Source organism: Mesorhizobium sp. P2_A12, assembly GCF_056405075.1.
This window is the reverse complement of the sequence record NZ_JBFUCU010000013.1, coordinates 111,557-138,169: the sequence shown is the minus strand read 5'-3', so window position 1 is coordinate 138,169 and position 26,613 is coordinate 111,557. Positions and strand designations below refer to the sequence as shown.

The 26,613-nt window shown below is 64.7% G+C and carries 32 protein-coding genes, 1 tRNA gene and 1 pseudogene; 14 read left to right on the top strand and 20 right to left on the bottom strand.

The window, feature by feature from the left end:
- Together AC1DZU_RS25545 and AC1DZU_RS25540 are read left to right on the top strand one after the other, a co-directional pair.
- Positions 1-369: KUP/HAK/KT family potassium transporter (locus AC1DZU_RS25545; protein ID WP_477289468.1), on the top strand; the 369-nt coding region annotated here is incomplete at its 5' end.
- A gap of 35 nt (positions 370-404) precedes the next feature.
- Entirely contained in the window at positions 405-1,445 is a 1,041-nt protein-coding gene (locus AC1DZU_RS25540; protein WP_477289466.1) for an SDR family oxidoreductase, read from the top strand.
- A gap of 44 nt (positions 1,446-1,489) precedes the next feature.
- Here AC1DZU_RS25540 and AC1DZU_RS25535 read toward each other — a convergent pair whose 3' ends face one another.
- On the bottom strand, positions 1,490-2,383 hold the full coding sequence (locus tag AC1DZU_RS25535; RefSeq protein ID WP_477289464.1) for an SDR family oxidoreductase: 894 nt from the start codon (positions 2,381-2,383) through the stop codon (positions 1,490-1,492).
- A gap of 134 nt (positions 2,384-2,517) precedes the next feature.
- Between AC1DZU_RS25535 and AC1DZU_RS25530 the strand changes: the two genes are divergently transcribed.
- Both AC1DZU_RS25530 and AC1DZU_RS25525 read left to right on the top strand, forming a co-directional pair.
- Positions 2,518-2,928, top strand: a complete 411-nt coding sequence (locus AC1DZU_RS25530; protein ID WP_111547595.1) for a winged helix-turn-helix transcriptional regulator — start codon at positions 2,518-2,520, stop codon at positions 2,926-2,928.
- A gap of 143 nt (positions 2,929-3,071) precedes the next feature.
- A complete protein-coding gene (locus AC1DZU_RS25525) occupies positions 3,072-4,256 on the top strand; it encodes an FAD-dependent oxidoreductase (protein ID WP_477289474.1) in 1,185 nt (394 codons plus the stop codon).
- Here the strand turns inward: AC1DZU_RS25525 and AC1DZU_RS25520 are convergent.
- Positions 4,219-4,932, bottom strand: a complete 714-nt coding sequence (locus AC1DZU_RS25520) for a glutathione S-transferase family protein (RefSeq protein WP_477289461.1) — start codon at positions 4,930-4,932, stop codon at positions 4,219-4,221. The two genes, AC1DZU_RS25525 and AC1DZU_RS25520, sit on opposite strands and share 38 nt — an antisense overlap.
- Before the next feature lies 1 nt (position 4,933).
- Complete coding sequence (locus tag AC1DZU_RS25515) at positions 4,934-5,239, bottom strand: Rieske (2Fe-2S) protein (protein WP_477289459.1); 306 nt, start codon at positions 5,237-5,239, stop codon at positions 4,934-4,936.
- 97 nt (positions 5,240-5,336) lie between these two features.
- Between AC1DZU_RS25515 and AC1DZU_RS25510 the strand changes: the two genes are divergently transcribed.
- Entirely contained in the window at positions 5,337-5,795 is a 459-nt protein-coding gene (locus AC1DZU_RS25510) for a MarR family winged helix-turn-helix transcriptional regulator (RefSeq protein ID WP_477289457.1), read from the top strand.
- A 16-nt stretch (positions 5,796-5,811) separates the two neighbouring features.
- Here AC1DZU_RS25510 and AC1DZU_RS25505 read toward each other — a convergent pair whose 3' ends face one another.
- Positions 5,812-6,246 (bottom strand): anthrone oxygenase family protein, encoded by a 435-nt coding sequence (locus AC1DZU_RS25505; RefSeq protein WP_477289455.1) that lies wholly within the window; start codon positions 6,244-6,246, stop codon positions 5,812-5,814.
- A 154-nt stretch (positions 6,247-6,400) separates the two neighbouring features.
- Between AC1DZU_RS25505 and AC1DZU_RS25500 the strand changes: the two genes are divergently transcribed.
- Both AC1DZU_RS25500 and ilvC read left to right on the top strand, forming a co-directional pair.
- A complete protein-coding gene (locus tag AC1DZU_RS25500) occupies positions 6,401-7,054 on the top strand; it encodes a TetR/AcrR family transcriptional regulator (RefSeq protein WP_477289453.1) in 654 nt (217 codons plus the stop codon).
- Positions 7,055-7,079: 25 nt separating this feature from the next.
- Complete coding sequence (ilvC, locus tag AC1DZU_RS25495; protein WP_095087167.1) at positions 7,080-8,099, top strand: ketol-acid reductoisomerase; 1,020 nt, start codon at positions 7,080-7,082, stop codon at positions 8,097-8,099.
- 197 nt (positions 8,100-8,296) lie between these two features.
- Here the strand turns inward: ilvC and AC1DZU_RS25490 are convergent, their stop codons facing one another.
- Positions 8,297-8,878, bottom strand: a complete 582-nt coding sequence (locus AC1DZU_RS25490) for a BA14K family protein (RefSeq protein WP_477289451.1) — start codon at positions 8,876-8,878, stop codon at positions 8,297-8,299.
- Between the two features lie 186 nt (positions 8,879-9,064).
- On the opposite strand from AC1DZU_RS25490, the gene AC1DZU_RS25485 reads away from it, so the two are divergent.
- Both AC1DZU_RS25485 and AC1DZU_RS25480 read left to right on the top strand, forming a co-directional pair.
- Positions 9,065-10,177 (top strand): endonuclease/exonuclease/phosphatase family protein, encoded by a 1,113-nt coding sequence (locus AC1DZU_RS25485; RefSeq protein ID WP_477289449.1) that lies wholly within the window; start codon positions 9,065-9,067, stop codon positions 10,175-10,177.
- Between the two features lie 150 nt (positions 10,178-10,327).
- Positions 10,328-11,044, top strand: a complete 717-nt coding sequence (locus AC1DZU_RS25480) for a hypothetical protein (protein WP_477289447.1) — start codon at positions 10,328-10,330, stop codon at positions 11,042-11,044.
- Here AC1DZU_RS25480 and AC1DZU_RS25475 read toward each other — a convergent pair.
- Positions 11,041-11,284, bottom strand: a pseudogene (locus AC1DZU_RS25475) (hypothetical protein). The gene AC1DZU_RS25480 and the pseudogene AC1DZU_RS25475 overlap by 4 nt on opposite strands.
- Before the next feature lie 167 nt (positions 11,285-11,451).
- On the opposite strand from AC1DZU_RS25475, the gene AC1DZU_RS25470 reads away from it, so the two are divergent.
- Both AC1DZU_RS25470 and AC1DZU_RS25465 read left to right on the top strand, forming a co-directional pair.
- On the top strand, positions 11,452-11,805 hold the full coding sequence (locus tag AC1DZU_RS25470; protein WP_477289472.1) for an ArsR/SmtB family transcription factor: 354 nt from the start codon (positions 11,452-11,454) through the stop codon (positions 11,803-11,805).
- A gap of 22 nt (positions 11,806-11,827) precedes the next feature.
- The gene (locus tag AC1DZU_RS25465; protein ID WP_477289445.1) at positions 11,828-12,310 is read left to right on the top strand and encodes an SRPBCC family protein; all 483 of its coding nucleotides are present in this window, start codon (positions 11,828-11,830) and stop codon (positions 12,308-12,310) included.
- A 90-nt stretch (positions 12,311-12,400) separates the two neighbouring features.
- Here the strand turns inward: AC1DZU_RS25465 and AC1DZU_RS25460 are convergent, their stop codons facing one another.
- From AC1DZU_RS25460 to AC1DZU_RS25450, 3 genes are read right to left on the bottom strand one after another with little or no spacing between them, the layout of a single operon-like run.
- Entirely contained in the window at positions 12,401-13,618 is a 1,218-nt protein-coding gene (locus AC1DZU_RS25460; RefSeq protein ID WP_477289443.1) for an ABC transporter permease, read from the bottom strand.
- Between the two features lie 3 nt (positions 13,619-13,621).
- Entirely contained in the window at positions 13,622-14,329 is a 708-nt protein-coding gene (locus AC1DZU_RS25455; RefSeq protein WP_477289441.1) for an ABC transporter ATP-binding protein, read from the bottom strand.
- A gap of 4 nt (positions 14,330-14,333) precedes the next feature.
- Positions 14,334-15,626: an efflux RND transporter periplasmic adaptor subunit gene (locus AC1DZU_RS25450; RefSeq protein ID WP_477289439.1), complete on the bottom strand. Its 1,293-nt coding sequence runs from the start codon at positions 15,624-15,626 to the stop codon at positions 14,334-14,336.
- Positions 15,627-15,727: 101 nt separating this feature from the next.
- Here AC1DZU_RS25450 and AC1DZU_RS25445 point away from each other — a divergent pair, with 101 nt between their 5' ends.
- On the top strand, positions 15,728-16,636 hold the full coding sequence (locus tag AC1DZU_RS25445; protein WP_477289437.1) for a PhzF family phenazine biosynthesis protein: 909 nt from the start codon (positions 15,728-15,730) through the stop codon (positions 16,634-16,636).
- Positions 16,637-16,741: 105 nt separating this feature from the next.
- Positions 16,742-16,817 (top strand) — tRNA-Lys (locus AC1DZU_RS25440).
- 157 nt (positions 16,818-16,974) lie between these two features.
- On the opposite strand, the gene AC1DZU_RS25435 is transcribed toward AC1DZU_RS25440, so the two are convergent.
- The 8 genes from AC1DZU_RS25435 to cbiE all read right to left on the bottom strand — a co-directional run bounded on the left by AC1DZU_RS25435 (position 16,975) and on the right by cbiE (position 23,721).
- Positions 16,975-17,244 carry a hypothetical protein gene (locus AC1DZU_RS25435; protein WP_477289435.1) on the bottom strand — a complete coding sequence of 90 codons (270 nt, stop codon included), beginning with the start codon at positions 17,242-17,244 and terminating at the stop codon, positions 16,975-16,977.
- Between the two features lie 92 nt (positions 17,245-17,336).
- A complete protein-coding gene (cobT, locus tag AC1DZU_RS25430; RefSeq protein WP_477289433.1) occupies positions 17,337-18,347 on the bottom strand; it encodes a nicotinate-nucleotide--dimethylbenzimidazole phosphoribosyltransferase in 1,011 nt (336 codons plus the stop codon).
- Positions 18,348-18,388: 41 nt separating this feature from the next.
- Entirely contained in the window at positions 18,389-19,207 is an 819-nt protein-coding gene (gene cobS, locus AC1DZU_RS25425; RefSeq protein WP_477289431.1) for an adenosylcobinamide-GDP ribazoletransferase, read from the bottom strand.
- Between the two features lie 3 nt (positions 19,208-19,210).
- A complete protein-coding gene (locus AC1DZU_RS25420; RefSeq protein WP_477289429.1) occupies positions 19,211-20,524 on the bottom strand; it encodes a cobyrinate a,c-diamide synthase in 1,314 nt (437 codons plus the stop codon).
- The gene (gene cobA, locus AC1DZU_RS25415) at positions 20,521-21,339 is read right to left on the bottom strand and encodes a uroporphyrinogen-III C-methyltransferase (RefSeq protein ID WP_477289427.1); all 819 of its coding nucleotides are present in this window, start codon (positions 21,337-21,339) and stop codon (positions 20,521-20,523) included. The genes AC1DZU_RS25420 and cobA overlap by 4 nt, the downstream gene beginning before the upstream one ends.
- Positions 21,336-22,100, bottom strand: coding sequence for a precorrin-4 C(11)-methyltransferase (gene cobM / locus AC1DZU_RS25410; protein ID WP_477289425.1), 765 nt, complete (start codon positions 22,098-22,100; stop codon positions 21,336-21,338). Before cobM ends, cobA begins: the two co-directional genes overlap by 4 nt.
- Entirely contained in the window at positions 22,097-22,483 is a 387-nt protein-coding gene (locus tag AC1DZU_RS25405; protein ID WP_477289423.1) for a cobalamin biosynthesis protein, read from the bottom strand. Before AC1DZU_RS25405 ends, cobM begins: the two co-directional genes overlap by 4 nt.
- Positions 22,480-23,721 carry a precorrin-6y C5,15-methyltransferase (decarboxylating) subunit CbiE gene (gene cbiE, locus AC1DZU_RS25400; RefSeq protein WP_477289421.1) on the bottom strand — a complete coding sequence of 414 codons (1,242 nt, stop codon included), beginning with the start codon at positions 23,719-23,721 and terminating at the stop codon, positions 22,480-22,482. The genes AC1DZU_RS25405 and cbiE overlap by 4 nt, the downstream gene beginning before the upstream one ends.
- 1 nt (position 23,722) lies before the next feature.
- Here cbiE and AC1DZU_RS25395 point away from each other — a divergent pair, with 1 nt between their 5' ends.
- Positions 23,723-24,475 (top strand): cobalt-precorrin-6A reductase, encoded by a 753-nt coding sequence (locus AC1DZU_RS25395; protein WP_477289419.1) that lies wholly within the window; start codon positions 23,723-23,725, stop codon positions 24,473-24,475.
- Here the strand turns inward: AC1DZU_RS25395 and AC1DZU_RS25390 are convergent.
- Genes AC1DZU_RS25390 through AC1DZU_RS25380 form a run of 3 tightly spaced genes read right to left on the bottom strand, consistent with a single transcriptional unit; the run spans position 24,463 to position 26,611 of the window.
- Positions 24,463-25,227 (bottom strand): precorrin-3B C(17)-methyltransferase, encoded by a 765-nt coding sequence (locus AC1DZU_RS25390; protein WP_477289417.1) that lies wholly within the window; start codon positions 25,225-25,227, stop codon positions 24,463-24,465. The genes AC1DZU_RS25395 and AC1DZU_RS25390 overlap by 13 nt on opposite strands.
- Positions 25,224-25,982, bottom strand: a complete 759-nt coding sequence (locus tag AC1DZU_RS25385) for a precorrin-2 C(20)-methyltransferase (RefSeq protein WP_477289415.1) — start codon at positions 25,980-25,982, stop codon at positions 25,224-25,226. The genes AC1DZU_RS25390 and AC1DZU_RS25385 overlap by 4 nt, the downstream gene beginning before the upstream one ends.
- Entirely contained in the window at positions 25,979-26,611 is a 633-nt protein-coding gene (locus AC1DZU_RS25380; protein ID WP_477289413.1) for a precorrin-8X methylmutase, read from the bottom strand. Before AC1DZU_RS25380 ends, AC1DZU_RS25385 begins: the two co-directional genes overlap by 4 nt.
- Positions 26,612-26,613: the final 2 nt, after the last annotated feature.

Here is a 26,613-nt window from a genome sequence, read left to right as displayed (position 1 = left end):
CTGCATGAGCAGAACGTCATCCTTTCGGTGGTGACCGCGCCGCAGCCGGTGGTGCCCGACAGCGAGCGGGTCAAGATGGAGACGGTCAACGAGCTGTTCATGCGGGTGACGCTGACCTTCGGCTACATGGAGCAGCCCAACATCCCGCGTGCGCTGGCGATCTGCCGCAAGCAGGGCTGGAAGTTCGACATCATGACGACCTCGTTCTTCCTGTCGCGACGTTCGCTCAAGGCCTCGCCCAATTCCGGCATGCCGGTGTGGCAGGACCGGTTGTTCATTGGCCTGGCGCGCACGGCGGCCGACGCGACCGAATATTTCCAGATCCCGACCGGCCGTGTGGTAGAGATCGGTACGCAGGTAGCGATCTGACGGGCCCTTGCCGATGAACGGCTGAGGAGGCGGAAATGAGCGGCGAATTGGTGCTTGTTACCGGTGGCTCCGGCTTCCTCGGCGCGCATTGTATTCTCGAACTGCTGAAGGCCGGCTACCGCGTGCGCACGACCGTGCGCTCGGCCAAGCGCGAAGCCGATGTTCTGGCCATGCTCAAGGCCGGCGGGTCCGAGCCTGGAGCGGCGCTCTCGTTTGCCGTCGCCGATCTGATGGCCGACGCGGGCTGGCCGGATGCGGTGGCCGGTTGCGACTATGTGCTTCATGTCGCCTCGCCATTTCCGCCCGGCGTGCCGAAACACCAAGACGACCTGATCGTCCCGGCCCGTGAGGGCGCGCTCAGGGTGTTGCGCGCGGCACGGGATGCGAGGGTGAAGCGCGTCGTGCTGACCTCGTCCTTCGCGGCAATCGGCTATGGCAAGCTGCCGCCCGGCGGGCAGCCGTTCACCGAGGAGAGCTGGACCGATCCGACGGCCAAGGTCAGCGCCTATGTGAAATCGAAGACGCTCGCCGAACGCGCCGCCTGGGATTTCATTGCCGCGGAGGGTGGCAAACTGGAGCTCGCGGTCGTCAATCCGGTCGGTATCTTCGGGCCGGTGCTCGGCCCGGACCATTCGACCTCCACCGAATTTGTCCAGCGTATGTTGAACGGTGCCATGCCGGGGCTGCCGCGCCTGTCTTTCGGCGTTGTCGACGTGCGCGACGTGGCGGACCTGCATGTGTGCGCCATGACCAATCCAGCCGCCAGGGGCAAGCGATTCCTAGCGGTTGCCGGCGATTTCATGACCGTGCGAGAGATCGCGCAGACTTTGAAAACCCGGCTGGGCGATGCCGGGGCGCGCGTCTCGACGCGGGAACTACCCGATTGGCTGGTGCGCATCGTGGGCCTGTTCAACCCGGAAGTCGCACAGTTGGTGCCGGAACTGGGCAAGGTCAAGAATGCAACCAAAGCGAGGGCCGTGCGCCTGCTAAGCTGGGCGCCGCGATCACGCGAGGACGCGCTGGTTGCCACCGGCGAGAGCCTGATCCGGCTCGGTCTGCTCAAAAAGGCGAAGTAGCGCCGGAAGCCGGGGGGTCGGCTTCCGGGACCACTCACGGGCCGTCAGCCTGCCAAGGCGGCCTTGTTGGCCTCCAGGAACTGCTTCAGCGTTTTTGACTTCCGACCGGAAAGCGTCTCGACCGCATCCGTCACCATGGCGATGCGACCGGCGCGCGTGTTGGCGTCAAACGACACGATGATGCGGGCGAAGTCCTCGGGAATGCCGGCCGCCTTCACCCCTTCGGTCAGGGCCTCATCCGAAACCTGCACGACATCGAGCTGCTTGCCGGTGACCTCGCCTACCAGGGCGGCAATCTCGGCCGTGGTGTACGCATGCGGGCCGGTCAACGTGTAGGTCTTGCTTTCGTTCGAAACGTCAGCGAGACCAGCAGCGATCGCCGCTGCCATGTCATCGCGCGCGCCATGGGCGATGCGGCCTTCGCCAGCGGACGTATACCAGTGGCCCGACGCGATGGCCTGCGGGAGTGCCATGAACAGGTTCTCCTGGTACCAGCCGTTGCGGAAAATGGTGTAGGCAATGCCGCTTGCCTTGATCGCCTGCTCGGTGCCGTAGTGATCATTGGCAAACAGCACCGGCGAACCCGGCTCGGGGTTGGGCATCGAGGTGTAGAGAAGATGGCCAACGCCGGCCTTCTTCGCAGCGGCTACCGCCGTCTCATGCTGTTTCAGGCGCCGATCGTCCTTCAGATCTACTTCGCTGGTCGAGATGATCAGCACTTTGTCGACGCCCTGGAACGCGTTCTGCAGCGACGTGCTGTCGTTGAAGTCGGCGGCCCTGACGACAACGCCGCGCGCCGCCAGGTCGGCAAGGTTGGCCGGCGTGCGCGTCGTGGCGATGATCTGCGCCGCAGGGACGTTGAACGTGTCCAGCAGGTGGTTGATGACGCTGCGGCCGAGTTGGCCGGAAGCGCCAGTGACGAGAAGGGTTTTGCTCATTGGAGATCCTGGCATGGGTCGGAGAGGAGGGGCAAAAGGCGGTCTCAAAAAGAGACCAGCACTAAAATAGGAATTGACCCGTGGCCGTAAAGAAGGCAGTTTTTCGGGAGGTAGGCACAGCCAGGGAACCAGCCGTGGACAGCACGATCGTCAATCTGAGATCCAAGCTCGAGATCTACAAATCCATGAGCGATGGCGGCAACATTGCCGATTGCCCGGTCCGCGACGTGATCCAGGGTCTCAGCGGCAAATGGAGTTCGCTGTTGATGGGAGCCCTAGCCGAGCAGCCGTATCGCTTTGGCGAATTGCGCCGCCTGGTGCCCGATATTTCGCAGCGCATGCTGACCCAGACGCTCTACGATCTGCAGCGCGACGGCTATGTGCATCGCGAGGTGTTCCCGACCAAGCCGCCGAGCGTCGAGTACAGCCTGACCGACCTCGGACGGTCGATGTTCGGCGCCTTGCACCAGCTGATCCTGTGGGCCGAGCTCAACCATGATGCGGTGCGCGACGCACGCGCCGGTTTTGATGCTGCCCAAGGGTGAGCCGGCCCGTCAACTGGACTAAGCCAGGGGCTGCGGCTTGATTTAGTCCGCCCGCTGAAGGATTGTCCGGCCAGTTCGGCTTTGGGGGCATTGGCATTTCCTACGACATCGCGATTGCCGGGGCCGGCCCGGCGGGGCTTGCCATGGCGCTCTATCTCAAGCGCGCCGGGCACAAGGTCACCATCTTCGAGCGCTTCGAGGAGCCGAAGCCGGTCGGCTCCGGGCTGATCCTGCAGCCGACAGGGCTGACGGTGTTGGCTGATCTTGGCCTGCTCGACGACATTCTGGCGCTGGGCAGCCGCATCGACCGCCTGCATGGCGCCGATGCCGCCACCGGCCGCACCGTGCTCGATGTCCGCTATGATGCCCAGCGCGGCCACCGTTTCGGGCTGGCAGTGCATCGGGCGGCCCTGTTCGGCGTGCTCTTTCGCGCTGTGCAGCGCGAAGCGATCGCCATCGAGAGAGGTGTCGAGATCGAGACTCTGGAAATCGGCGAACGGGCAACGCTGATCTGTGGCAACGGCCGTAGGGCAGGACCATTCGACTTCGTCGTCGACGCCAGCGGCTCACGCTCGAAGCTGCGGCGGTGCGCGGGCGATGCAGGCGGGCCACGCCCACTCATCTATGGTGCGTTCTGGGCGTCGCTGCGCTGGCGCGGTGAAGGTTTCGACGAGCACGCGCTGCTGCAGCGCTACGACAAGGCCAGCGTGATGATCGGCGTGCTGCCGATTGGCCGGCCGGAGCCGGGTGTTGAAAAGATGGCGGCCTTCTTCTGGAGCCTGAAGCCGGCGGACGCCGATGAGGTGCGCGCCCGCGGCCTCGACGCCTGGAAGGAGAGGGTGGTTCGGCTGTGGCCCGAGAGCGCGGCGTACACCAGCCAGATCGAGGATTTCGACCAGCTTTCGCTGGCGCGCTACGGCCACCACACGATGAAGCGGCCGATCGGCCGTCGCCTGGCCGTCATCGGCGACGCGGCGCATTCGACCAGCCCGCAGCTCGGGCAAGGGGCGAACATGGCGCTGCTCGACGCAGCGGCGCTCAGCCATGCGCTGGCACGGAGGGACAGTGTCGAGGCGGCACTTGAGACCTACGCGAAGGCACGGCGTTGGCATGTGCGCGTCTTCCAGGCGCTGTCGCTGGCGTTCACGCCGCTCTACCAGTCGGATTCCGTGGCGCTGCCCTTCATCCGCGACAGGCTGGTGGCGACGGTGGCAAGAATCCCGCCGGCGCCGCAGTTCCTTGCCTCGATGGTGGCCGGCACGGTGATCGATCCGTTCAGGCGGATCGGACTCAAGGAAGCGCGATGGCCAGATCGTTCCGCTGAATGATCGTCGAGAGTTGCGACCCCTTCGCCTGGAGAAAGGCATGCAGGCGCTGCGGGTAGTCCGGCGCGACGGCGTTCCTGATCGAAGGGCGTTCCCTTAGCGCCTGGCGCCAGGCCCGGACGAACGGCTTGCCGTCCAGAATGCCGAAATCGCCGATCCGGTCGAACACATCGAGATATCTGAAAACAGGGCCATGGACGGCGTCGACGAGCGAGAAGCGCTCGCCGGCGAACCATGGTCCGTTCCGCTCGGTGTCCGCCAGCTCGGCCTCGAGACGATCGAACATCGACGATAGCGCGCTGGTTTCGGCGAGGAAGCCGGCCTCCGTCGAGGCCGAATAGAACCGGCCGATGGCGTTTAGGATTGCCGAGCCGAACTCGATCCAGGCGCGATGCCGGGCGCGGGCATAGGGATCGGCGGGGTGGAGGGGATTGGCCTGGGTCTCTTCGAGGAATTCGAGAATGACGGCGGATTCGAAGATCACCGTTTCCTCGCCACTTCGCTGCACACGCAGCAGCGGCACCTTGCCGAGCGGCGAGATCGCTCTGAACCAAGCCGGCTTGTTGGCGAGGTCGATATCGACGCGCTCGAACGGCACGCCCTTTTCGGCCAGCGAAATCGCCGCGCGCTGCACATAGGGGCAGAGAGGATGGCTGACGAGAATGAGCTTGTCGGTCATCTTACTCTCCCCAGACATAGTTCAACGCGCCGTCCTCGACGCGCGTCGACAGGAACATCAGGCGGGACTCCTTTGGCGCCGGACCATCGATGCGGTCGCCGCTTGCCAAGTCGAACGAGGCGCCGTGCCATTGGCAGACCAGTCTGCCGTCCTTGCAGTCGAGCGGCCCGCCAAAGTGCAGACAGACATTGGCGGCGGCGCGGATACGCTCGCCGCTGCGGTAGACATGGACCTCACGGCCGAAGAACGGGGCGATCAGGCTGCCCGTCTGCGGAATGTCGGCGACCTTGCAGATTTCATGTTTCATAACGCGTCCTTCAAAGTTAATGCAGTTGCATCAAGATAGATGCATCTGCATTAACCGTCAAGCTTGATGCAATTGCATCTATCCCCTATGGTGGGCAATGACTGAGAAAGCCATGCCTTCGCCCGAAGCCATCACGGCCTGGGCCCGCCTGATGCGGGTTTCGCGCCAGCTCATGGAAAGTGCTGAAGACGCGCTGAAGGAGAGCGGCCTGCCGCCGCTCGCCTGGTACGACGTGCTGCACGAACTGGCCGAGGCGGGTGAGGGCGGGCTGCGGCCGTTCCAGCTGATCGAGCGTACTTTGTTTGCGCAATACAACATCTCGCGGCTGCTGGCCCGGCTCGAGGCTGACGGGCTCGTCGAGAAACTGCCGGTGGCCGATGACGGCCGAGGCCAGATCATCCGCATTTCGGCCAAGGGACGAGAGATGCGCCGCCAGATGTGGGCTGTCTATGGACGCTCGATCACCGAACTGGTCGGTACCAAACTCTCCGCGGATGAGCTGAACATGGTGTCGGCACTCCTGGGTCGATTGCGCCATCCGCCCGTTGTGGACTGACGATTTAGCGCGCCGGTCAGGCCGAATGACTGCCCCAGAGAAAGGCCAGTGTCGCCAGCACGCCAAGGGCTACGCGAACCAGGTGCAGATTGCCCCATTTGACGATCAGGGACCTGGCTTGCGGATTGCCGGCGCCTGCGTCCATCGCCTCCAGCACCCTGTTGGTCGGAATCATGGCGATCAGCGTCCAAGGCCAGGGCAGGATGATCAGCACCGCGCCGACCAGAAAGGCGAAACCGCCGGTTTGCCACCAGGCAATTAGGCCGAGAACGCAGGCGATAATGGCAATCGACGCCTGCATGGCGGCGCCCCGCTTGTAGGAAGGCTGCCATTCCTGCAGCAGCGCCTTGTCGTCGAGACGAAGCCGCGCCGGTTGCTCGGCGACACTGACGTAAATCGCGGCGCCAGAGAATACGGCGGCAACCGTCAAGGCCAACAATCCGATCAGCATCTTTGTTCCCCGCGCAGCCGGTCCGGCACGACGCCATGCGGATAGAAATAGGGCTTGCATGGATCGGGACAATACGCCATAGAAGAGGCGAACCGTAACGTACGGTACGGCTTGCCGGAAATAACCGGCCGGCCTTGCCTGCCGAGAGAAAAGCGTGTTGGACATCGTGCCCGAGATCGACACCAGCGAAGCGCTGACGGAGCGGCAGAAAGCCGTGCTCGACGCAGCGCTGCGGCTGCTCGTCGAGGAGGGCGATCAGCTGACCATGACCGCCGTGGCGCGTCGGGCAAGCTGCTCCAAGGAAACGCTCTACAAATGGTTCGGCGACCGTGACGGGCTGCTGACGGCAACGGTGCAGTGGCAGGCGTCCAAGGTGCGGGTGGCGCAAGTCGATGGCAAGGGGCTCGATCTTGTGTCGCTGACCGCAAGCCTCGAACGCTTCGCTTCCGACTGGCTGCAGGTCATTTCGAGCGACACTTCGATCGCGCTCAACCGGGTGGCGGTGAGCCATGCTGGTTCAGGCAAGGATAACCTTGGCGCCGTGGTGCTGGAGAATGGCCGCTTTGCCTTGGCTAAGCGGCTGAAGCCGGTGCTTGAGGCCGGACGACAGGCGGGACTGCTCGACTTTGCGGATGCCGAGACGGCGTTCCGCACCTTTTTTGGGCTGGTCGCCCGCGACGTGCAGATCCGTCTGCTGCTCGGCGACCGGCTGGAATTGACTGAGGCGGCGATCGGCGGCGATGCCGCGCGGGCGACGCAGCAGTTTCTCGCTCTTTTCAAGAGCAACAACCGGCCGCAAGGCCTCTGATTCATAAACCGGGAAGGAAGACAAAATGCGTGTCTATTACGATCGCGATGCCGATCTCAATCTGATCAAGGGCAAGAAGGTCGCCATCATCGGCTATGGCAGCCAGGGCAGGGCGCACGCGCTCAATCTCAAGGATTCGGGCGCCAAGGATATCGCCATCGGCCTCAAGGCCGGCTCGGCGACCGCCAAGAAGGTCGAGGCCGACGGTCTCAAGGTTATGAGCGTGGCGGACGCGGCCAAATGGGCCGACCTGATGATGATGGCGACGCCTGACGAGCTGCAGGCCGACATCTATCGCAACGAGATCGCGCCGAACATTCGTGACGGCGCGGCAATCGCCTTCGCGCACGGCCTCAACGTGCATTTCGGCCTGATCGAGCCGAAGGCCTCGGTCGACGTCGTCATGATCGCGCCGAAAGGCCCTGGCCACACGGTGCGCGGCGAATACCAGAAGGGCGGCGGCGTGCCGTGCCTGGTCGCGGTCAACCAGGACGCCTCGGGCAATGCGCTTGACCTGGCGCTGTCCTATGCCTGCGGCGTCGGCGGCGGCCGTTCGGGCATCATCGAGACCAATTTCCGCGAGGAGTGCGAGACCGACCTGTTCGGCGAGCAGGTCGTGCTGTGCGGCGGTCTGGTCGAGCTGATCCGCGCCGGCTTCGAGACGCTGGTGGAAGCCGGCTACGCGCCGGAAATGGCCTATTTCGAGTGCTTGCACGAGGTCAAGCTGATCGTCGACCTGATCTATGAAGGCGGCATTGCCAACATGAACTATTCGATCTCGAACACCGCCGAATGGGGCGAATATGTCTCGGGCCCGCGCATCATCACCGCCGAGACCAAGGCCGAGATGAAGCGCGTGCTGAAGGACATCCAGACCGGCAAGTTCACATCGGAATGGATGCAGGAATATCGCGCCGGCATGTCGCGCTTCAAGGGCATTCGCCGCAACAATGACAGCCACCAGATCGAGGAAGTCGGCGCCAAGCTGCGCGCGATGATGCCGTGGATTTCCAAGAACAAGCTGGTCGACAAGGCCAAGAACTAAGTTAAATCCACGTTCTTGCCTTTGCGCGTCCTCGGGCTTCGCCCTGCGGGCGCGCGGGGGATTTCCAAGAACAAGCTGGTCGACAAGGCCAAGAACTGAACCTTGCGCTCGAAGTCCTTGGGTTCGAAGAGCCGAAATGAAAAACGGCGCCACATGGCGCCGTTTTTCATTTCTGGGCTTCGCTACAGACTAGCTCGTCAATAGGGCGAGTAGCACTGCTGACGCGGACCGCCGTAGGGCTGGAACGTGTTGTCCCAGGCGCGATACGACCGGTAGCGGTTGTAGCACCATTGGACATGGGCGCTCGAAACCCGCTGGGCCCGGTAGGTGCGGTAGTAGCGGCGCGGCGGCGCGTCGTAATAATTGTAGTTGTTGTACATGCTGCCAATGCCGAGCCCAAGGCCGAGGCCCAGAAGGGCAGCAGCGCCGTCATCGTAGTAGCCGCCGCCGTGATAATGATGACGACCATGGCGCCAACGCCAGTTGTCTCCATTGTTCCAGTTTCCGCCGCCGCCGTTCCAGTGTCCGTGGCCACCGTTCCAGTGTCCGTTGCCGCCATTCCAGTTGCCATTCCAATTGCCGGACCGGCGCCATCTCCAATTGCCGCCATTGTTGCCACCCGCCCAGCCTTCGCGGACCACCATCGGCGCCGCAGTGCTGGCGGGGATCGACACGTCGGGCTGCATCATCGGCCCTGCAGCGGACGGCGCCGTGACGCCGGACAGGATACCGAGGGCTATCAGCCCGGATTTGACCGTGGAAGAAAAGAGCGAGTTCATTGCACTCTCCAAGAGATACAGGCCCCACGCCTACCTTAGGGGGCCTATTGTGGATGTTTGCATCTGAACGGCGGATGAACGGAAAGGTTCCGTCAACCATGGCGCGAGACGCATCAGGACCGATCGATCTCCGCTGGTGGTCCTGCGACCTTGTTTTCCGCCGCGCTTGCGGGCAAAGGTCATCACATGTCGCTGCGCCTCGCCACCTTCAATGTCGAGAACCTGATGAACAGGTTCGATTTTTCCGGCTATCGCAACCAGCTAAACGAGGATCGCACGCTGGCGCTGTTCGATATCCAGAGCGAGGCGGAATACAAGATGCTGGAGCAGGCGCGCGCCATCGCCCAGTCCGACGATACGCGCCAACTGACGGCGCTGGCGATCGCGGCCACCCGCGCCGACATCATCTGCATGCAGGAGGTCGACAACATCGAGGCGCTGAAGGCCTTCGAATATGGCTATCTGTTCAAGATGGTGGGGCAGGGCTACCGGCAGAAATACACCACATCGGGCAATGATTCGCGCGGCATCGACGTGGCTGTGATGATGCGCAACGAGACCGCGCAGGGCCAGGCGATCGAATTCGTGCGCATGACCAGCCATGCCTACGTCACCTACGAACAGTTCGGGCTGCACACGCCGGAGCTCGAGGCACTCGGCAACCAGGCCAATGAGCGCATCTTCCGGCGCGACTGCCTGGAAGTCGACGTGACCGTGGGCGGCGTGCCGCTGACGCTTTATCTGGTGCACTTCAAGTCGATGGGCTCGCCCCGCAACGGGCTCGACGGACGCGAAGCGACAATGCCGGTGCGCATCGCCGAGGCTCAAGCCGTGCGCCGGATCATCGAGGAGCGCTTCGGCAAGGACCACGCCGCCGACAAGCGCTGGGCGATCTGCGGCGACATGAATGATTACCGGCAACGCGTGAAGATCGCCGGCGACGCGATCGACGGCCACCGCTTCGAGGTGGTCAACGAGAACCAGTCCTGCATCAACGTGCTGACAGAAGGCGGCTTCTGCGAAAACGTCGTCGAGCGGCGGCCGGAGATGAACCGCTGGAGTTTCTACCACACGCGCGGACCGGAAGAACGGCATCTGTGCCAGCTCGACTACATCCTGTTGTCGAAAGGGCTCGCCGCCAGCAACGCGACGGCCGTTCCAGACATCATCCGCAACGGCCAGCCCTGGCGGACGATTTTCCCGCCCGGCCAGGAGGTTGACCGGTTTCCGCGCGCCGGCTGGGACAGGCCGAAGGCATCCGATCACTGTCCAGTGGCGATCACCTTGGACATGACCTAGGCTGTGTCGATATTCAGGTGATCCCGGCCTGCAACTGCGGTTTTCTGCGCTTCCGGTGCTCACGGACCTGAATGTCCGCTCCGCTCCGGTTCTCGAAACCCGCCGTTTTCGGCACGGCCTGACCTGAATCTCAACACACCTAGGAGCAAAATGAGTTTCGATCTGCCGCGCAATGTCATCCTGCCGGTCGATGCCGTCGACGTGCGGCTCGATCCCAGTCCGCACCCGTTCGCACTGGACAACGCGGAGGCCATCGTCGAGAACTGGCAGCGCGAGGTTGCAGCCAAGCCGGCGCTGTTCGACGGCACTGTGGTGCTGCTGTCGCAACTCACGTATCGCGACAGCCGTCTCGTGGGCCGCTGCCATGCGGTCAACTACTCCACCTTCATGCTTTGGCGTAAGCGGCGCGAGAATTCGGGCGCCGAACATGCCTATGCCCATGCCGTGCTGGTGGCCGGCGACAATGCGCTGGTGGCGATCCGCATGGGCTCGCACACGGTCAATGCCGGGCGCGTCTATTTCGCCGCCGGCTCGTTCGAGCCCATCGACTTTCGCGACGGCCAGGTCGACGTCGATTTCAACATGATCCGCGAGGTGCGCGAGGAGACCGGTCTGGATCTGTCGGACGCGCCACGCGGCAAGCGCTACCACGTCCTGTCGACGGCCAGCGGTACGGTGATCTTCCGCCGCTATCGCGAGACTGCTCCGGCCGACGAACTTGCCAGGCGAATCTCAGCCTTCGTCGCCACCGAGACCGAGCCGGAGATCGAGGGGCCGGTCATCATCCGTCACGCCGCCGACCTGCCGGACGGATTGGCGGCGCATATGAAGCCGCTGGTCGAGTGGCATTTTGCGGGCGTGGATTAACGACGCGTCTTGTCCTGCGCCGCCTTGCGATCGTTGCGGGCGGCGACGAAGAACAAGATAAAGCCGAGACCCAGCAAGCCGCCCATCGCCATTCCCATGGTCTGTCCGACGACTGCCTGGAAATCGGCGGTGACGCGATCGGGATAGGCCATGCCGAAGCGGGGCGAGATACCACCAGATGCCTGCAAGGACTGCTTCGATGATGACCATCGCCAGGATCAGTCGTGCCTTCTTGCTCATGCGTTGTTCGCCCCCGACCAGAGATATCTTGCTTTAGGGCCCGGGGATCGCCGAGTCGATCGAATCTGCATCGAAATGAGGTCGATTTGGAAGCGATCGCGGCGGGCACGCGTCACGCGCGGATCTCCTGTTGCATGCAGCCAATCCGTCTGCTAATACTGAACCACATGGTTCAGTATTTCCGGCTCCCTCTCGATGCCTCGTTCGCCGCGCTCTCGGACACCACCCGACGCGGCGTCCTGGAGCAGCTCGGACGTTCCGATGCTTCGATCACGGAGCTTGCCGAGAAGTTTCACATGACCCTCACGGGGATGAAGAAGCATGTCGGCGTCTTGGAGCAGGCGGGGCTCGTCACCACGGAGAAGGTCGGCCGTGTGCGGACCTGCAAGCTCGGCCTGCGCCGACTGGAGGAAGAGGCGGCATGGATCGAGAGGTACCGCCAGCTCTGGGACGCACGCTTCGACGAGTTGGACAAGGTTGTCGAGGAATTGAAACGGAAGGAGAAAGCCGATGGACGCTAGAAGAGAGAGTGAGCCAACCCCCATGAATAGCCGCACGACGATCGAACGGAAGTCCGAGCGAGAGCTCGTCGTTACGCGAACGTTCAATGGCCCGGCGCGCATCGTTTACGAGGCGTGGACCAAGCCCGAGCTGTTCATGCGGTGGTGGGCGCCGAAGTCGATGGGCATGTTCCTGCGTTCCTGCGAGATGGATGTTCGTACCGGTGGCACGTACCGTCTGGTGTTCGGCCACGATGCCTCAAACTCTGACGAGTTCTTCGGCAGGTATATCGAAGTGATACCGCACTCGCGCATCGTCTGGACCAATGACGAAGGTGGTGACGTTGGACCCGTCACCACGGTGACCTTCGAGGAAAAGGGCGGCAAGACGCTGCTGGTCCTGCACGAACTCTATCCCTCGAAGGAAGCTCTCGACGCTGCCGGGACCGGGGCGGCGGATGCGATGGGCGAGCAGTTCGAGCAACTGGACGAGCTTCTCGTTGCCCTGGGCGGGGGACGGTCATGAGGTTGTCCGCGCATGGAGTAGCGTTGATCGGACGGCGACAGCAAACATCCCAAGCTTGTGGATGGAGGTCCCCGTCGAGCTGGCCTCGGCTCACTCGTGCCGCAGCGCGTCGATCGGGTCGAGCCTGGCGCCGCGCAGCGCCGGGAAGAAGCCGAACACCACGCCGATCAGCGCCGAAAAACCGACAGCGAGCAGGATGACCGCCGGGCTTGGCGCAAAGGGGATGGTCAGTGCCACCGAGGCGAGGCCGGCCAGCGCCAGGCCGATCAGGATGCCGATGATGCCGCCAAGCAGCGACAGCACCGTCGCCTCGACCAGGAACTGGATGAGGATGTGCTTTTCATGCGCGCCGATGGCAAGCCGGATGCCGATCTCGCGTGTGCGCTCGGTGACCGAGACCAGCATGATGTTCATGATGCCGATGCCGCCGACCAGCAGGCTGACGCCGGCGACAGCGCCCAGCATGCCGGTCATGGTGGTGGTGGCGCTGGCCATGGCGTCGGCAATCTGGGTCATGTCGCGGATGGCGAAATCGCTCTCGCGGTCGGGGGTGACGCGCCTGATATCGCGCAAGATATCCTCGACGCGCGGCTGCAGTTCGCTGGTCGGTGTCGTGTCGTCGGCAGCGATGTAGATGTTGTCGATGTCGCGGTTACCGGCGATGCGGCGCTGATAGGCGTGCAGCGGCATCAGCACCACATTGTCCTGGTCCTGGCCGAAGCCGGTATAGCCCTTGGGCTCGAGCAGTCCGATGATCTTGCAGGAGGTGCGGTTGACGCGGATGATCTCACCTTCCGGGTCACCGGTGCCGAAGAATTGCTGGCGCACCGTCTCACCGATCAGGCAGACGCCGGTGCCGGAGCGGGTTTCGGAATCGCTGAACGGACGGCCGGACACCAGCTTCCAGTCGCGCGCATCGAGATAGGCGCTGTCGGTGCCGGTGACGCCCGATGTCAGGCTCTCGGTGCCGAAGATGACGCGGACCTGCTTTTGCGAGGCCGGCGAAATGGCGCGCGCGCCGGTCAGATGCGCGACCAGTGCCGCGAGGTCCTTTTCGGCCAGCGGACGGACCACCTGGTCGAGCCCGCCCGGACCGCCGGGCCCGGCCGGGCGGCCGGAGCGAACGACCAGCAGGTTGCTGCCGAGCTTTGAAATGTCGGCCTTGACCTTTTCGGTGGTGCCGGAGCCGATGGTGAGCATGGCAATGACAGCCGCAACGCCGATGACGATGCCGAGCAATGTCAGGAACGAGCGCAGCACGTTGCGGCGGATCGAGCGGAGCGAGAGGCGGACGGTTTCCCAGATCATGGTTTAGGCCACCTCGAGATTCTTGGAATCGGAAGCGACGTGGCCATCGAGGAAGCGAATGGTGCGCTCGGCATAGCCGGCGACGTCCGCCTCGTGCGTGACCATGGCGATGGTCAGGCCAAGCTCGGTGTTGAGCTGCGTCAGCAACTCCATGATCTCGTGCGTTCGGGCGGTGTCGAGATTGCCGGTCGGCTCATCGGCGACGAGCAGCGTCGGCCTCGTGACGATGGCGCGCGCGATCGCCACGCGCTGCTGCTGGCCACCGGAGAGTTCTGCCGGCGTGTGGTGCTCACGGCCGACCAGGCCGACCTGGGACAGCGCCTGCATGGCAAGGTCGCGACGCTCGCGGGCGGCGACGCCGCGATAGATCAGCGGCAGTTCGACATTTTCCGCCGCCGTGGTGCGGGCCAACAGATTGTAGCCCTGGAAGACGAAGCCGACATAGAGGTTGCGCAGCATGGCGCGGCGGTTGCGGTCGAGCCGGCCGGCGTCGATGCCCATGAAGGAATAGGTGCCGGCCGTCGGCGTGTCGAGGCAGCCGATGATGTTCATCGCCGTCGACTTGCCGGAGCCGGATGGGCCCATGATGGCGACGAATTCGCCGCGCCGGATGGCAAGGTCGACGCCGGCCAGCGCATGGACCTTGGCCTCGCCCTGGCCGTAGCTCTTCCAGACCTTGTCGAAGGTGATGAGGGCAGCACCGGCAGCCACGGCCTCAGCTCCGCTGCTGCGATGCGGTGATGACCTCAGCGCCTTCCTTGAGGCCCGAGGTGATCTCGGTCAGTTCGCCATCGGTTGAGCCGATCCTGACGTTGACCGGATGCGGCCGCCCATTCTCCAGCACATAGAGCGTGCGCGAGCCGTCAGTGGGCGTCGTCGCGGCTTGGCGCTGGCGGTTGCCGCCGGGGCGACCCATGCGGCCGGTGAACAGGTCGCTGAGGCTCCAGCCACGGGCCGCCTGCTGGGCCGGGCGATAACGGAAGGCGGTGGCGGGTACGGTGAGCACGTCCTTGGCCTGCCGTGTGACGACCGAAACGGTTGCGGTCATGCCGGGCCGCAGCAACAGCTCGTTGTTGTCGACCTCAAGCCGCGCATTGTAGGTGACGACGCCGTCGGTGGTGACCGAGGCATAGGAAATGTCGCGGATCTCGGCGTCGAACGGCCGGTCCGGGAAGGCATCGACGGTGAAACGGGCATGCTGGCCGGTCTTGACCGCGCCGATGTCGGCCTCGTCGACCGCCGCCACCAGCTCCATGTTTCTGAGATCGGCGGCGATGATGAACAGCACCGGCGCCTGCAGCGAGGAGGCGACCGTCTGGCCAGGGTCGACCGAGCGCGTCAGCACTATGCCGTCGATCGGTGCATAGATGGTGCTGTTGGCGAGGTCGGTCTGCTGTGATTTCAGATCGGCATTGGCGATGGCGAGATTGGCCTCGGCGCTGTCGAGTGCCGCCTTGGAGCGGTCGCGCGTCGCGGTCGCCGCCTCGAGCGATTGGTCGGTCGCCATGCCGCGATTGGTCAGCGAGGCCGCGCGGACAAGCGCCTTCTCATTCTCGGCGAGCGTCACCGTGGCGTCCTCGACATTGGCGGCCGCTCCCTTGGCGGATGCCTGCGCCCGCTCGATCTGGACCTGCAGCTTGGCGGTATCGAGGGCGGCCAGCACATCGCCCTTCTTGACCTGCTGGTTTTCCTCGACGGACACCGAACGGATGATGCCGGACAACTGGCTGGAAATGTCGACCTGGGTGAGCGGCTGCAGCGTGCCGGTCGCCGACACCGCGACGGTGAGATCGGCCTTGGCGGCCGGCACGGTGGTGTAGTCGATCTTGGCCGGCGAGCCGGCATACCACTGATAAAGGCCAAGCCCGGCGGCCAGCACAATCAGAGTCAGCAGTGCATAGAGCCAGCCACGCCGGCGCGTCTTGCGCAGACCCTGCGTGTCGAGCCCGAGCGCCGTCTCGATGGCGGAATCCGATTCCGTCTTTGGCAGATTGACAATCTGGTCCACGTCGGACCCCTATGATGCGCAATGTCCCTATCTGTGCACAGATCAGGCTGACTGGTTCAAATATCAAATTAAATTTCGCCCATGTTGGGATTGAGGCAGGCATGCAAACCCGGAATTACTTACTTTACGACGTGTTTACGACCGAGCGACTGGCCGGCAACCCGCTGGCCGTGGTGTTGGATTGCAAGGGTCTGGACACGGCCGCGATGCAGGCCATCGCGCGCGAGTTCAACCTGTCCGAAACGGTCTTCGTGCTGCCGCCGGACAATCCCAAGCACCGCAACCGCATCCGTATCTTCACCCCCGACTATGAAATGCCGTTCGCGGGCCATCCGACGGTGGGTTCGGCGATCGCGCTGGCCGAACTGGCGGGAGAGGGTGGCGCCGGCATCATCGTGCTGGAAGAAAACATCGGCCCGGTGCGTTGCGCCGTCAGCAAGCATGATGGCAACATTTTCGCCGAATTCGACCTGGCAAAGCTGCCGGAACCGTTGGGGCTCGAAGCCGATCCGGAGGCGATCGGTGCGGCCATTGGGCTGGCGCCGCACGAGATCGGCTTCGAGAATCACCGCGTCTCGTTCTGGTCGGCGGGCGTGCCCTATGTCACCATTCCGGTCGCCAATCTCGAGGCAGCGGGCCGAATCCGGCTGGACAACCAGGCGTGGTCGGAACTGGCGCCGCGTAAGAGCGAGTGGGCCTTCGCCAGCCCCTATGTCTATTGCCGCGAGACAGTGAACCACGAAAGCGCGTTCCATGTCCGCATGATCGTGCCGGGCACGCCGTCCTATGAGGATCCGGCGACCGGCTCGGCGGCGGCCGCCTTCGCCGGCGCCATCATGCATTTCGACGCGCCGACCGATGGTGTTTCGCAACTGTGGATCGAGCAGGGGCTGGAGATGCACCGGCCGTCGCGCATCCGCCTCGAACTGACCGTGCAAGGCGGAAAACTGGCCTCGGCGCGTATCGGCGGCAACGCGGTCAAGGTGGCGGAAGGCAGACTGTTCGTCTAACCGCAGACGGCTCGGTCGATTTGTCGGGAAATGATTCCGGCAGGGCTGGACAGGACCGATGGTGGCGGCTATATGCCCGCCAACGCCGGTTTTTGCCGGCCGAGTGGGTGCGTAGCTCAGTTGGTAGAGCAGCTGACTCTTAATCAGCGGGTCCACAGTTCAATCCTGTGCGCACCCACCAAATTCTTCAAAGACTTGGTGGAAAGACCTGAAAGCGAGACGCGTTGACGCGTCTCGGGCATGCGCCGGTTATGGTGCGGTCATCTCAAGACTGGCTTTGAACCTGGCCCTTATGGTGATTTGCCCGGCGGCGCCCTCAACATCATCCGGGCGTGGCATCAGGGCCTGCGATTGCCGCGCCGAAAAATGCGGTTCAGAAACCTGCCGAGCCGAAATGCGATGCCGTTGTCTGTACTTTGATGGCCATCGGCATCAATGCTGGCCTTGCCGCCTGAAAAATCACTGATGAGCCACCAGAAGAAAACCAGGAAAACCGCGAGAATCGCGGTGTCGATCGGGCCGTAACTTGAATATCCATTGCGCCGAAGCACAACTGCAAGCAGCACGGCGATAGTCACAGCAGCGGCAGCAGGATGAAGTTTTTTCATCCACCAGCCCTATTAGAGAATCGCTACGATAGAAAGATACCGCCCTTGCTGTGATGACTGTGGCTTGTCCGATCGATGCGAGACGTCGGCGTTTACTTCTCCGACACCCCAGCCTCGGCAAAACTTGCCATCCTGGCATGGCACTCCAGCGCCGAGCGGACGATGTTGACGGCGAGGCAGGCGCCGGAACCTTCGCCGAGCCGCATGCCGAGATCGAGCAGCGGCGGCAGGTCGAGCGCTTCGAGCAGGCCACGGTGACCGGATTCGGCTGAGACATGGGCGGCGATGGTGTGGGCGAGGCCGGTCGAGTGCAGCCTTGCCAGCGGGGCCGCGGCGGCGGTGCAGACGAAGCCGTCGAGCAGCACGGGTATGCCCAGATGGCGGGCGGCGAGGGTGGCGCCGAAGATGGCGGCGAGCTCGCGCCCGCCGAGCGCGGCGGCAACTGCCAGCGGATCGGCAAGGGCGGCGGCATGGCGCTTCAGGCCGGACTCGATGGCGACAACCTTGCGCTTGAGGCCGGCGTCATCGACGCCGGTGCCGCGACCGGTCCATTTTTCAGCACCGCCGCCGAACAGCGCTGCCGAAATGGCGGCTGCCGGCGTGGTGTTGCCGATGCCCATTTCGCCGAAGCAGACCAGATCGAGGTCCTTCGTCACCGCGTCATAGCCGGCCGACACGGCGGCGAGAAACGCATTCTCATCCATCGCCGGCCCTTGCGTGAAGTCGCCCGTGGGATGGTCGAGATCGAGCGGGATGACATCGAGGTCGGCGCCGGCGAGGCGGGCGAGCTGGTTGATGGCGGCACCGCCGCCGGCGAAGTTCGCCACCATCTGCACCGTGACTTCGGAAGGATAGGCCGACACCCCTTGCGCGGTGACACCGTGGTTGCCGGCGAAGACAAAGACCTTCACCCGGTCGAGTTTTGGCATATCGCGGCCCTGCCAGCGTGCCAGCCATGCTGCGATTGTTTCCAACCTGCCGAGGCTGCCTTGCGGCTTGGTCAGCGTGTCCTGGCGGCGGGCGACCGCATTTGCGGCGGCATCGCTGCCGGCGGGTAGATCGACGCAAGCGGCGCGCAGTTCATCGAGCGATTTGAAGGGCATGGGGGCAAAGTCTCCGAAAGGGAATCAGGCCAAAGGCGGAATCAGGAAAGAGCAACGGAAGCGACGAGTAGCACGGCGATTTCACTCAGTTGCTGCAAGGCGCCGAGCGTGTCACCGGTCTGGCCATCGATCTGGTTGAGGCAAACGGCGCGAAAGGCGGCAAACAGCAGGCCAAGCAGGATAAGCGCGACAATGGCGCCGCCGAGCCCGAGCAACAGCAGCGGTACCGCGCCAAGCACGGCACCGGCGATGGCGGTTTCGAACGAAACCGTGTCGGAATCGGCCGAGAGACCATCGGATCGGGCCGGCGGCAAAAGGTGCATGAAGACACCCAGCACGCCGCGCGAGGCGGCATGTGCGGCCACGAGGGCGAAGAGGGCCTGCGTGGGTTCGACGAATTCCTGCAGTGCGCTCCAGCGGATCAGCAGCGACAGAGTGAGTGCTGCCGCACCGTAGGCGCCGATGCGGCTGTCGCGCATGATGTCGAGTTTGCGGCCGCGCGATTTACCGCCACCGAAGCCGTCGGCGACATCGGAGAGCCCATCCTCATGCAGGCAGCCAGTGGTGAGCAGGGTTGCCGCAAGAGCAAGGGCCGCCGCCGGGCCCATGGCGAGGCCAAACCGTTCCGCCGTGGCAAAGACGATGGCGCCGATCAGGCCGACGACAAGGCCGGCGAACGGGGCGGCCCAGATCGCGGCGGCGAGGCTGCGGCCGCGAAAGTCGAAGACGGGCAGCGGCAGCCGGGTGAAGAAGACCAGGCAAAGCGCGATATCGCTGGGGATTTGCCGGGGCGAACGGCTGAAGTTCTGGAATTTGAGCCGGATTTCTTCCCAAAACCGGCTGCCATTTTTCGGGATCATGCTCTAGCCCCTCGCAATGGCGTGGAAGAAGGTGCCGCTGACATGGCCGCGCCGGTAACCCGAGGCGCCGATGGGGTTGCCTTGGCCGTCGGCGAGGTCGGCCAGCGCCTCGTCATTGCCGGTCGCGATCATCTGCGCGTAGTGGAATTCGTGGCCGCGGATCAGCGCGCCTTGCGCGCCCAGCGGACAATCGGCGCGCAGCCGCGCCTCGCGGTAACCGAGATTCATCTTCCGTTTGGCAAAGCTGGTGGAGTGACCGAGCAGGCCGAGCATTCCGTGCGTTTCGCCCGACGCGTCCTCCAGGGCTTCGCCGAGCACCATGAAGCCACCGCACTCGCCATGGACGGGCTTCGTCGCGGCGAACCTTGCCATTCCGGCGCGGAAATTCGTGGCGGCGGCGAGCTTGCCGGCATGGAGTTCGGGATAGCCGCCGGGCAGCCAGCAGACATCGCAGCCTTCGTCAGGTGCCTCGTCGGCGAGCGGCGAGAACGGGACGATCTCGGCGCCGGCCTTGCGCCAATAGGCCGCCACATGCGGATAGAGGAAGGTGAAAGCGGCATCTTCAGCCAGTGCAATGCGCTGCCCGGGCGGCGATAGCGCGTCATCGAAGCCGCCGGGCGCCGGGGTGAGGGGTGTCGCCAAGGCCATGATGGCATCGAGATCGAGTGACTTTTCCGCCATGTCGGCCAGCCGGTCGAGATGCGCCATCAGGTCGTCATATTCGCCGGCCTGGACGAGGCCGAGATGGCGCTCGGGAAGGTTCAGCGTCGGATCGCGCAGGATGGCGCCGACAACGGGCAGGCCGATCGCCTCGATGGCGTCGCCGGAGAGACGGCGGTGACGCTCGCTGCCCAGCCGGTTCAGCACGACACCGGCCATGCGCACATCCGGATCGTAAGTGGCAAACCCCTTGGCGACAGCGGCCGCCGTGGTCGACTGGCCGGAAACGTCGAGCACCAGCAGCACCGGCAAGCCGTAGAGGCGGGCGAGATCGGCCGCGGAGCCGGTGCGGCCCGGAGCCGCCGGGATGCCGTCGAACAGGCCCATGGCGCTTTCGAGGATGACGAGGTCGGTGTCATCAGCCGCTTGCGCAGCCAATGCGTTGAGCAGCGATGGTGGCATCGCCCAGCTGTCGAGATTGACGCCGGACAGACCGGTGGCTGCGGTGTGGAAGCCGGGATCGATATAGTCGGGGCCGGACTTGGCGCCGCGGACTTTCAAGCCCCGCCGGGTCAGCGCGCGCAGGACGCCGATGGTGACGCTGGTCTTGCCCGAGCCGGAGCGTGGCGCGCCGATGATGATGGCGCGGGCCGTCATGCTTCGCCCGCCAGTGCCGCGCGCATGGCGACGATGCCGCCAACGACGATCAGCGCCGGCGAGGTCAGCCCGGCGGCGGCGGCTTCCTCGGCAATGGTGGCGAGCGTGGCGACGACGGTCTGTTCCTGCGGCGTCGTCGCGGCAACGATCACTGCCGCCGGCGTCGACGGTGCCAGCCCTCCATCGAGCAATGCCGCGGCGATGAGGGGCAGATTGGCCATGCCCATATAGACCACGACGGGTTGGCCGGTGCGGGCGATTGCGCCCCAGTCGATATCGTCATCGGAACCCGCGGCATGGCCGGTAGCCAGGATCACCGCCTTATTGATGCCGCGCATGGTGGCAGGGATGCCGGTCGCGGCCAGCGCGCTCAGCCCCGATGTCAGGCCGGGCAGCACGCGGAACGGGATATGTTCCCGCGCCAGCGCCAAGGCTTCTTCACCGCCACGACCGAAAATATAGGGATCGCCGCCCTTCAGCCTGACGACGCGGCGACCTTCGCGCGCCAGCCGGACCAGCAGGGCGGTGATGTCGTCCTGCTTCATCGATGGTTTTCCGCCGCGCTTGCCGGCGAAGAAAAGGTCCGCGTTTGCGGCAACGGCGACGACATCGGAGGAGACCAGCGCATCGTAGACCAGCGCATCCGCCTCGGCCAAGGCCGCCAGCACTTCCAGGGTCAGGCAGCCGGGGTCGCCGGGGCCGGCGCCGGCCAGCCAGACATGGCCGGGCTCTAGCCGGCGCGGCTTGAAATTCAGCCGGGACAACGCCTGTTCCAGCGTGGCGTTCTCGCCCTTGTTCCTGGTGCTGCCGCTCACAATCCGTCCCGTCCGCGAAAACGCCGCTGGTAGTGGGCGTCGTATAATGAACTCTCGCCAAAGCCTTCCGCCGCCAGCGAACGGCCGACGAAGATGATCGCCGTGCGCTCCATCGGATCGGCAGCGAGTTGTGCCTCGATTGTTTCCAGCGTGCCAGTCAGCACGCGCTCGTCCGGCCAGGAGGCGCGGAAGACGATCGCCACAGGGCAATCCCCACCATAGTAAGGCATCAGCTCGGCGACGACGCGGTCAATGGCGTGGATGGCAAGGTGAATGGCGAGCGTGGCGCCGGTGCGGCCGAAACCAGCCAGCGTTTCTCCGGGCGGCATCTTTGAGGCGCGGCCTGAGATGCGGGTCAGCACCAGGCTTTGCGCGACTTCGGGAATGGTCAATTCGCGGCGAAGTGCTGCTGCGGCGGCGGCGAAGGAGGGGACGCCCGGTGTCAGCGTATAGGGAATGCCGTGCTTCTCCAGCCGCCGGATCTGCTCGGCGACGGCGCTCCAAACGGACAGGTCGCCGGAATGCAGACGGGCGACATCATGACCGGCCTTGTGGGCCTCCAGATACGCGGCCTCGATCTCGTCGAGCGACATCGGCGCGGTGTCGATCAGTTTTGTCCCTGGCGCACAGTGCTGCAGCAATTCGGGCGCGACGATCGAACCGGCATGGAGGCAGACCGGGCAGCTTGCCAGCAGTCTGGCGCCACGCAGCGTGATGAGATCGGCGGCACCTGGGCCGGCACCGATGAAATGCACGGTCATGGCGCATCTCCGCTGATGGCGATGGCGCAGGTGACCGGACCGAGCACTGTACGGGCTCCTAGCAGCCTCGCGCCCCTGCCGGCGACGGCAAGCGCGGATGCTTCGGAGACGGATGGCGTGCCGGCCAGATCCTGCGAGAGAACGGAATGGCTGAGCGTGGCTGATGAGGCGGCCTCCATCGCGGCCGCATCGGCGACGACGACCGGAAGATGGAGCTGATGCCCGGCAGCGAAAATAGCCTTTTCGTCCTGCTTCAGGGGAGCGGTCGCCAGGGCAGACACCGCCGTCATCGTCAGCCCATGCGTCTCCAGGGCGGTTTCGATCGCCGCGAGCACGTTCTCGACGCTCACGCCCTTTCGGCTGCCGATGCCCGCGACCATCATGGCTTCACCCAACTCCATTGGGTGATCGGCATAGCAGGCCGCCAGGCCTGCATCGAGCCGACCGGCGACGCGCGGGATATGTTTATGCGCGTAAGGTCGCCGCCAAGCGAGACGTGACGGGCGAGAAGCAGGGTTTCCATCTCCAGCGTCACTGCGTTGGCGACGAGACGACCACCGGCTCGCAAGGCCTTGATGGCAGCGTTCAACACGCCGGTATCACTGCCGCCGCCGCCAATGAAAATCGCGTCCGGCGTGTCCAGCCTGGCAAGCGCCTTGGGTGCACTGCCCTCCACCACGATCAGGCCGGGAACGCCACAGGCAGCAGCGTTGCGGCCAATGCGGGCGGCGCGGATCGGGTCGGCCTCGATGGCGATGGCACGCATCGAAGGATGGGCGAGCATCCATTCGATGCCGACGGAACCGGAGCCGGCACCGATATCCCACAGCAACTCGCCGCGCCGTGGCGCCAGCGCCGACAGGGTGATGGCACGGATTTCGCGCTTGGTGATCTGGCCGTCATGGTCAAACAAATGATCGGCAAGGCCAACCGTGAGCGGCAGGACGCGCGCATCAGGCCCCGATTCAACGTCGATCGCCAAAACATTGAGCGGATTGATGTTTTCGAGGTCGAAGGCATCGGCGCGGGCCGAGCGCAATATCTCCTTTGGTCCGCCCAAGGCCTCAAGAACGGTCAGCTGTGATGCGCCGAAGTCGAGTTCGGTCAGCAGGCGCGCGATTGCAGCAGGCGCTTCGGCGTCCGACGTCAGCGCCAGGATGCGCGCGTTCGGCTGCAGCAGCGGCCGGATCAGGTCGAGCGGCCGACCATGCAGCGACACGGTGTCGATATCCGGCAGCGGCCAGCCAAGGCGGGCCGCTGCCAGCGAAACGGCCGATGGTGCCGGGATGACATGCATCTCCCGCGCCTTCACCTTGCGGGCGAGGGTGGCGCCAACCCCATGGAAGAACGGATCGCCGGAGGCGAGCACACAGACGTTTCTGCCGGCAAGCGCCAGCACGTCGACCATCTCGGCGTCGAATGGCACTGGCCAGGCGCGCGCCTCGCCCTTGGCGAACGAGGCGACAAGGGCGAGGTGCCGCTTGCCGCCGAAGATGATCTCTGCCTTCGCGATCAGCCGCTTGGCCTCGTCGCCGAGACCCGCTAAACCATCCTCGCCGATGCCGACGACTGTGAGCCATCTTGAATTGAGCTCGGCGTCGGGCGGACCTTCAGCAGGCATGATGACCCACCGCATTCTGATCCTCGGCGGAACCACGGAAGCCCGGCAGCTGGCCGGAAAACTGGCGGCGCACGCCTCTGTCACGCTGTCGCTGGCCGGGCGCACCGAAAGCCCGGCTGCGCAAGGCGTGCCGGTGCGAACCGGAGGGTTTGGCGGCGCCGATGGACTGGCTGCCTATGTCAGGGAGGCGGGCATCGACCTTCTGATCGACGCCACCCATCCCTACGCAGCGCGAATCTCGGCCAATGCCGCGCAAGCCGCGCAGCTGGCCGGCGTGCCTATTTTGGCCCTGAGGCGGCCGGGTTGGGAGCCTGTCGAAGGCGACCGCTGGACGCAGGTCGACACCGTCGGCGACGCCGTGCACGCGCTGGGTTCCGTGCCGCGGCGCGTTTTCCTGGCGCTGGGCCGGCAAGAGGTTGCCGCTTTCGAAGCAGCGCCCCAGCACCATTATCTCATCCGCAGCGTCGATGCCGTCGAACCGAAGCTCTCCGTTCCCGATGCCAACTACCTTTTGGCCCGGGGGCCGTTCCGCGAGGCGGAAGAACGTACGCTGCTCGAAGAGCATCGCATAGACATCGTGGTGTCCAAGAACAGCGGCGGCGAGGCGACCTATGGGAAGATCGCCGCGTCGCGAGCACTTGGCATCGAGGTGGTCATGGTCCGCAGGCCGGCCTTGCCGGATGTTCCTTCGGCTGAAACCGTCGAAGCGCTGGCCGCCATTGTCAACCAGTTCGGGGCCGATCATCTTCTCTGATCCGTGGACGAGCGCGGCGTGTAGACCAGCGCGGGTCTGTCGTCGCGCTTGATGATTCTGGTTTCTGGCGAGCCGATGATGATGCAGGTCGCCATGTCAGCTTTTTGTGCGTCGACATCGGCTAGTAGGAACACATCGATGCGCTCGTCCGGACGGCCCGCGGCGCGGCCGAAAATCACCGGCGTGGTGCCGGGGAGGATCGCGGTCAGGCATTTGAAGGCGCGGCCAAGCTGCCAGGGGCGCGCCTTGCTGATCGGATTGTAGAGCGCGATGACGAAGCCGGCACCGGCCGCCGCCAGCAGGCGCAGCTCGATCAGCTCCCACGGCTTCAGGTTGTCGGACAGCGAAATGGCGCAGAAATCATGACCGAGCGGGGCGCCGATGCGGGCGGCAACGGCGAGCATGGCGGTGATGCCGGGCACCACGGCGACATCGACCGCACGCCATTCGGCCGGGCCGGCCTCGATCGCCTCGCAGACGGCAGCCGCCATGGCGAAGACGCCGGGATCGCCACCGGAAACGACGGCGACGTCATGGCCTTCAGCGGCTTTGGTCAAGGCGTCCTTGGAGCGGGCGAGTTCCTCGCGGTTGTCGGAGGCAACGCGAGTCTGGTCCGGGCGCAGTTCAAGCCGATCGAGATAGGGCTTATAGCCGTAGAAGAACGCGGCCTGCGCCACGGCGCGGCTGGCCTCAGGCGTCACCTGATCGGCATTGCCGGGTCCGAGCCCGATGACGGTGATACGGCCGCTCATGCCTGCGCTCCCAAGGCGCCGGGCCGGCCGGACCAGCCGGCGACCAGCACGATGGCAAAATAAGGGGCCCTGTCGTCCTGCTTGTCGGCAAGTCGCATCGAGACGCTGCCGGCCATGGTGCCGCGCTCGACATAGACGGCGCGCGCCAGCTTGCCGGTTGCCTCCAGCGCCCGCCTGATCTTGGGCAGGTTGCGGCCGACCTTCATGATGACGGCGGCGTCGGTGTCGGCCAGCCGTCGGGTGAGCTCGAACTCGCTCATTGTGCCCGGCAACACCGTCAGCACATCGTCGCCCTGGACGATCGGCAGGCCGGTCGCCGACCAGCAACCGGACATGGCGGTGACGCCGGGAATGACCTCGGTGGGGAAACGATGGGCGAGCCGCACATGCAGGTGCATGTAGGAGCCGTAGAACAGCGGATCGCCCTCGGACAGCACGGCGACCATCCTGCCTGCTTCAAGGTGTTCGGCGACCTTCTCGGCCGACTGCTCGTAGAAACCGGTGATCTGCGAACGGTAGTCGTCGTGATCCTTGTCGATTTCGGTAGTGACGGGATAGAGCAGCGGCAGTTCCGTCATGCCCGGGCGGAATTGGGCTTCGACGATGGCGCGCGCGTTGCTGTTGTTGCCGCGCTTGGCGAAATACGCCACGACATCGGCCTCGGCCAAGGCCCGTGCAGCCTTCAGCGTCAAGAGTTCGGGGTCGCCGGGACCGGTGCCGACGCCGACGAGACGGCCTTTGGGGAGCGCGTTCACAGGCCAGGCCTCGCCAAGGCGTTGAGTGCGGCGGCAGTCATCGCGCTGCCACCAAGCCGGCCGCGCACGATGGCATAGGGCACGCCATAGGAATTCTCGGCCAGCGCATCCTTGGATTCGGCCGCGCCGACGAAGCCGACCGGCATGCCGATGATCGCCGCCGGCTTCGGCGCACCGTCGCGCAGTTTTTCCAGCAAATAGAAGAGCGCGGTCGGCGCATTGCCGATGGCGACCACCGAACCGGCCATGCGCTCGCCCCAAAGGTCGATGGCGGCCGCGGAGCGTGTATTGCCGATCTCCCTGGCGATTTCGTGTGTGCGCGGGTCGCGCAAGGTGCAGATCACTTCGTTGCCGGCCGGCAGCCTGGCGCGGGTGACCCCATGCGAAACCATCTCGGCGTCGCAGAAGATTGGCGCCCCAGCCGAAAGTGCCGTGCGCGCGGCGGCAACGAAATCCGTCGAAAAAACAAAATGGCTGGCAGCTTCGACCTGGCCGCAGGCATGGATCATTCGGATGGCGACATCGGCCTCTGCTTCGGAGAAGCGCGACAGGTCGGCCTCGGCGCGAATGATGGCGAAGGAGCGCTCGTAGATCGCCGTGCCGTCGTGGATGTAGTCGTAGGCGGCCATGC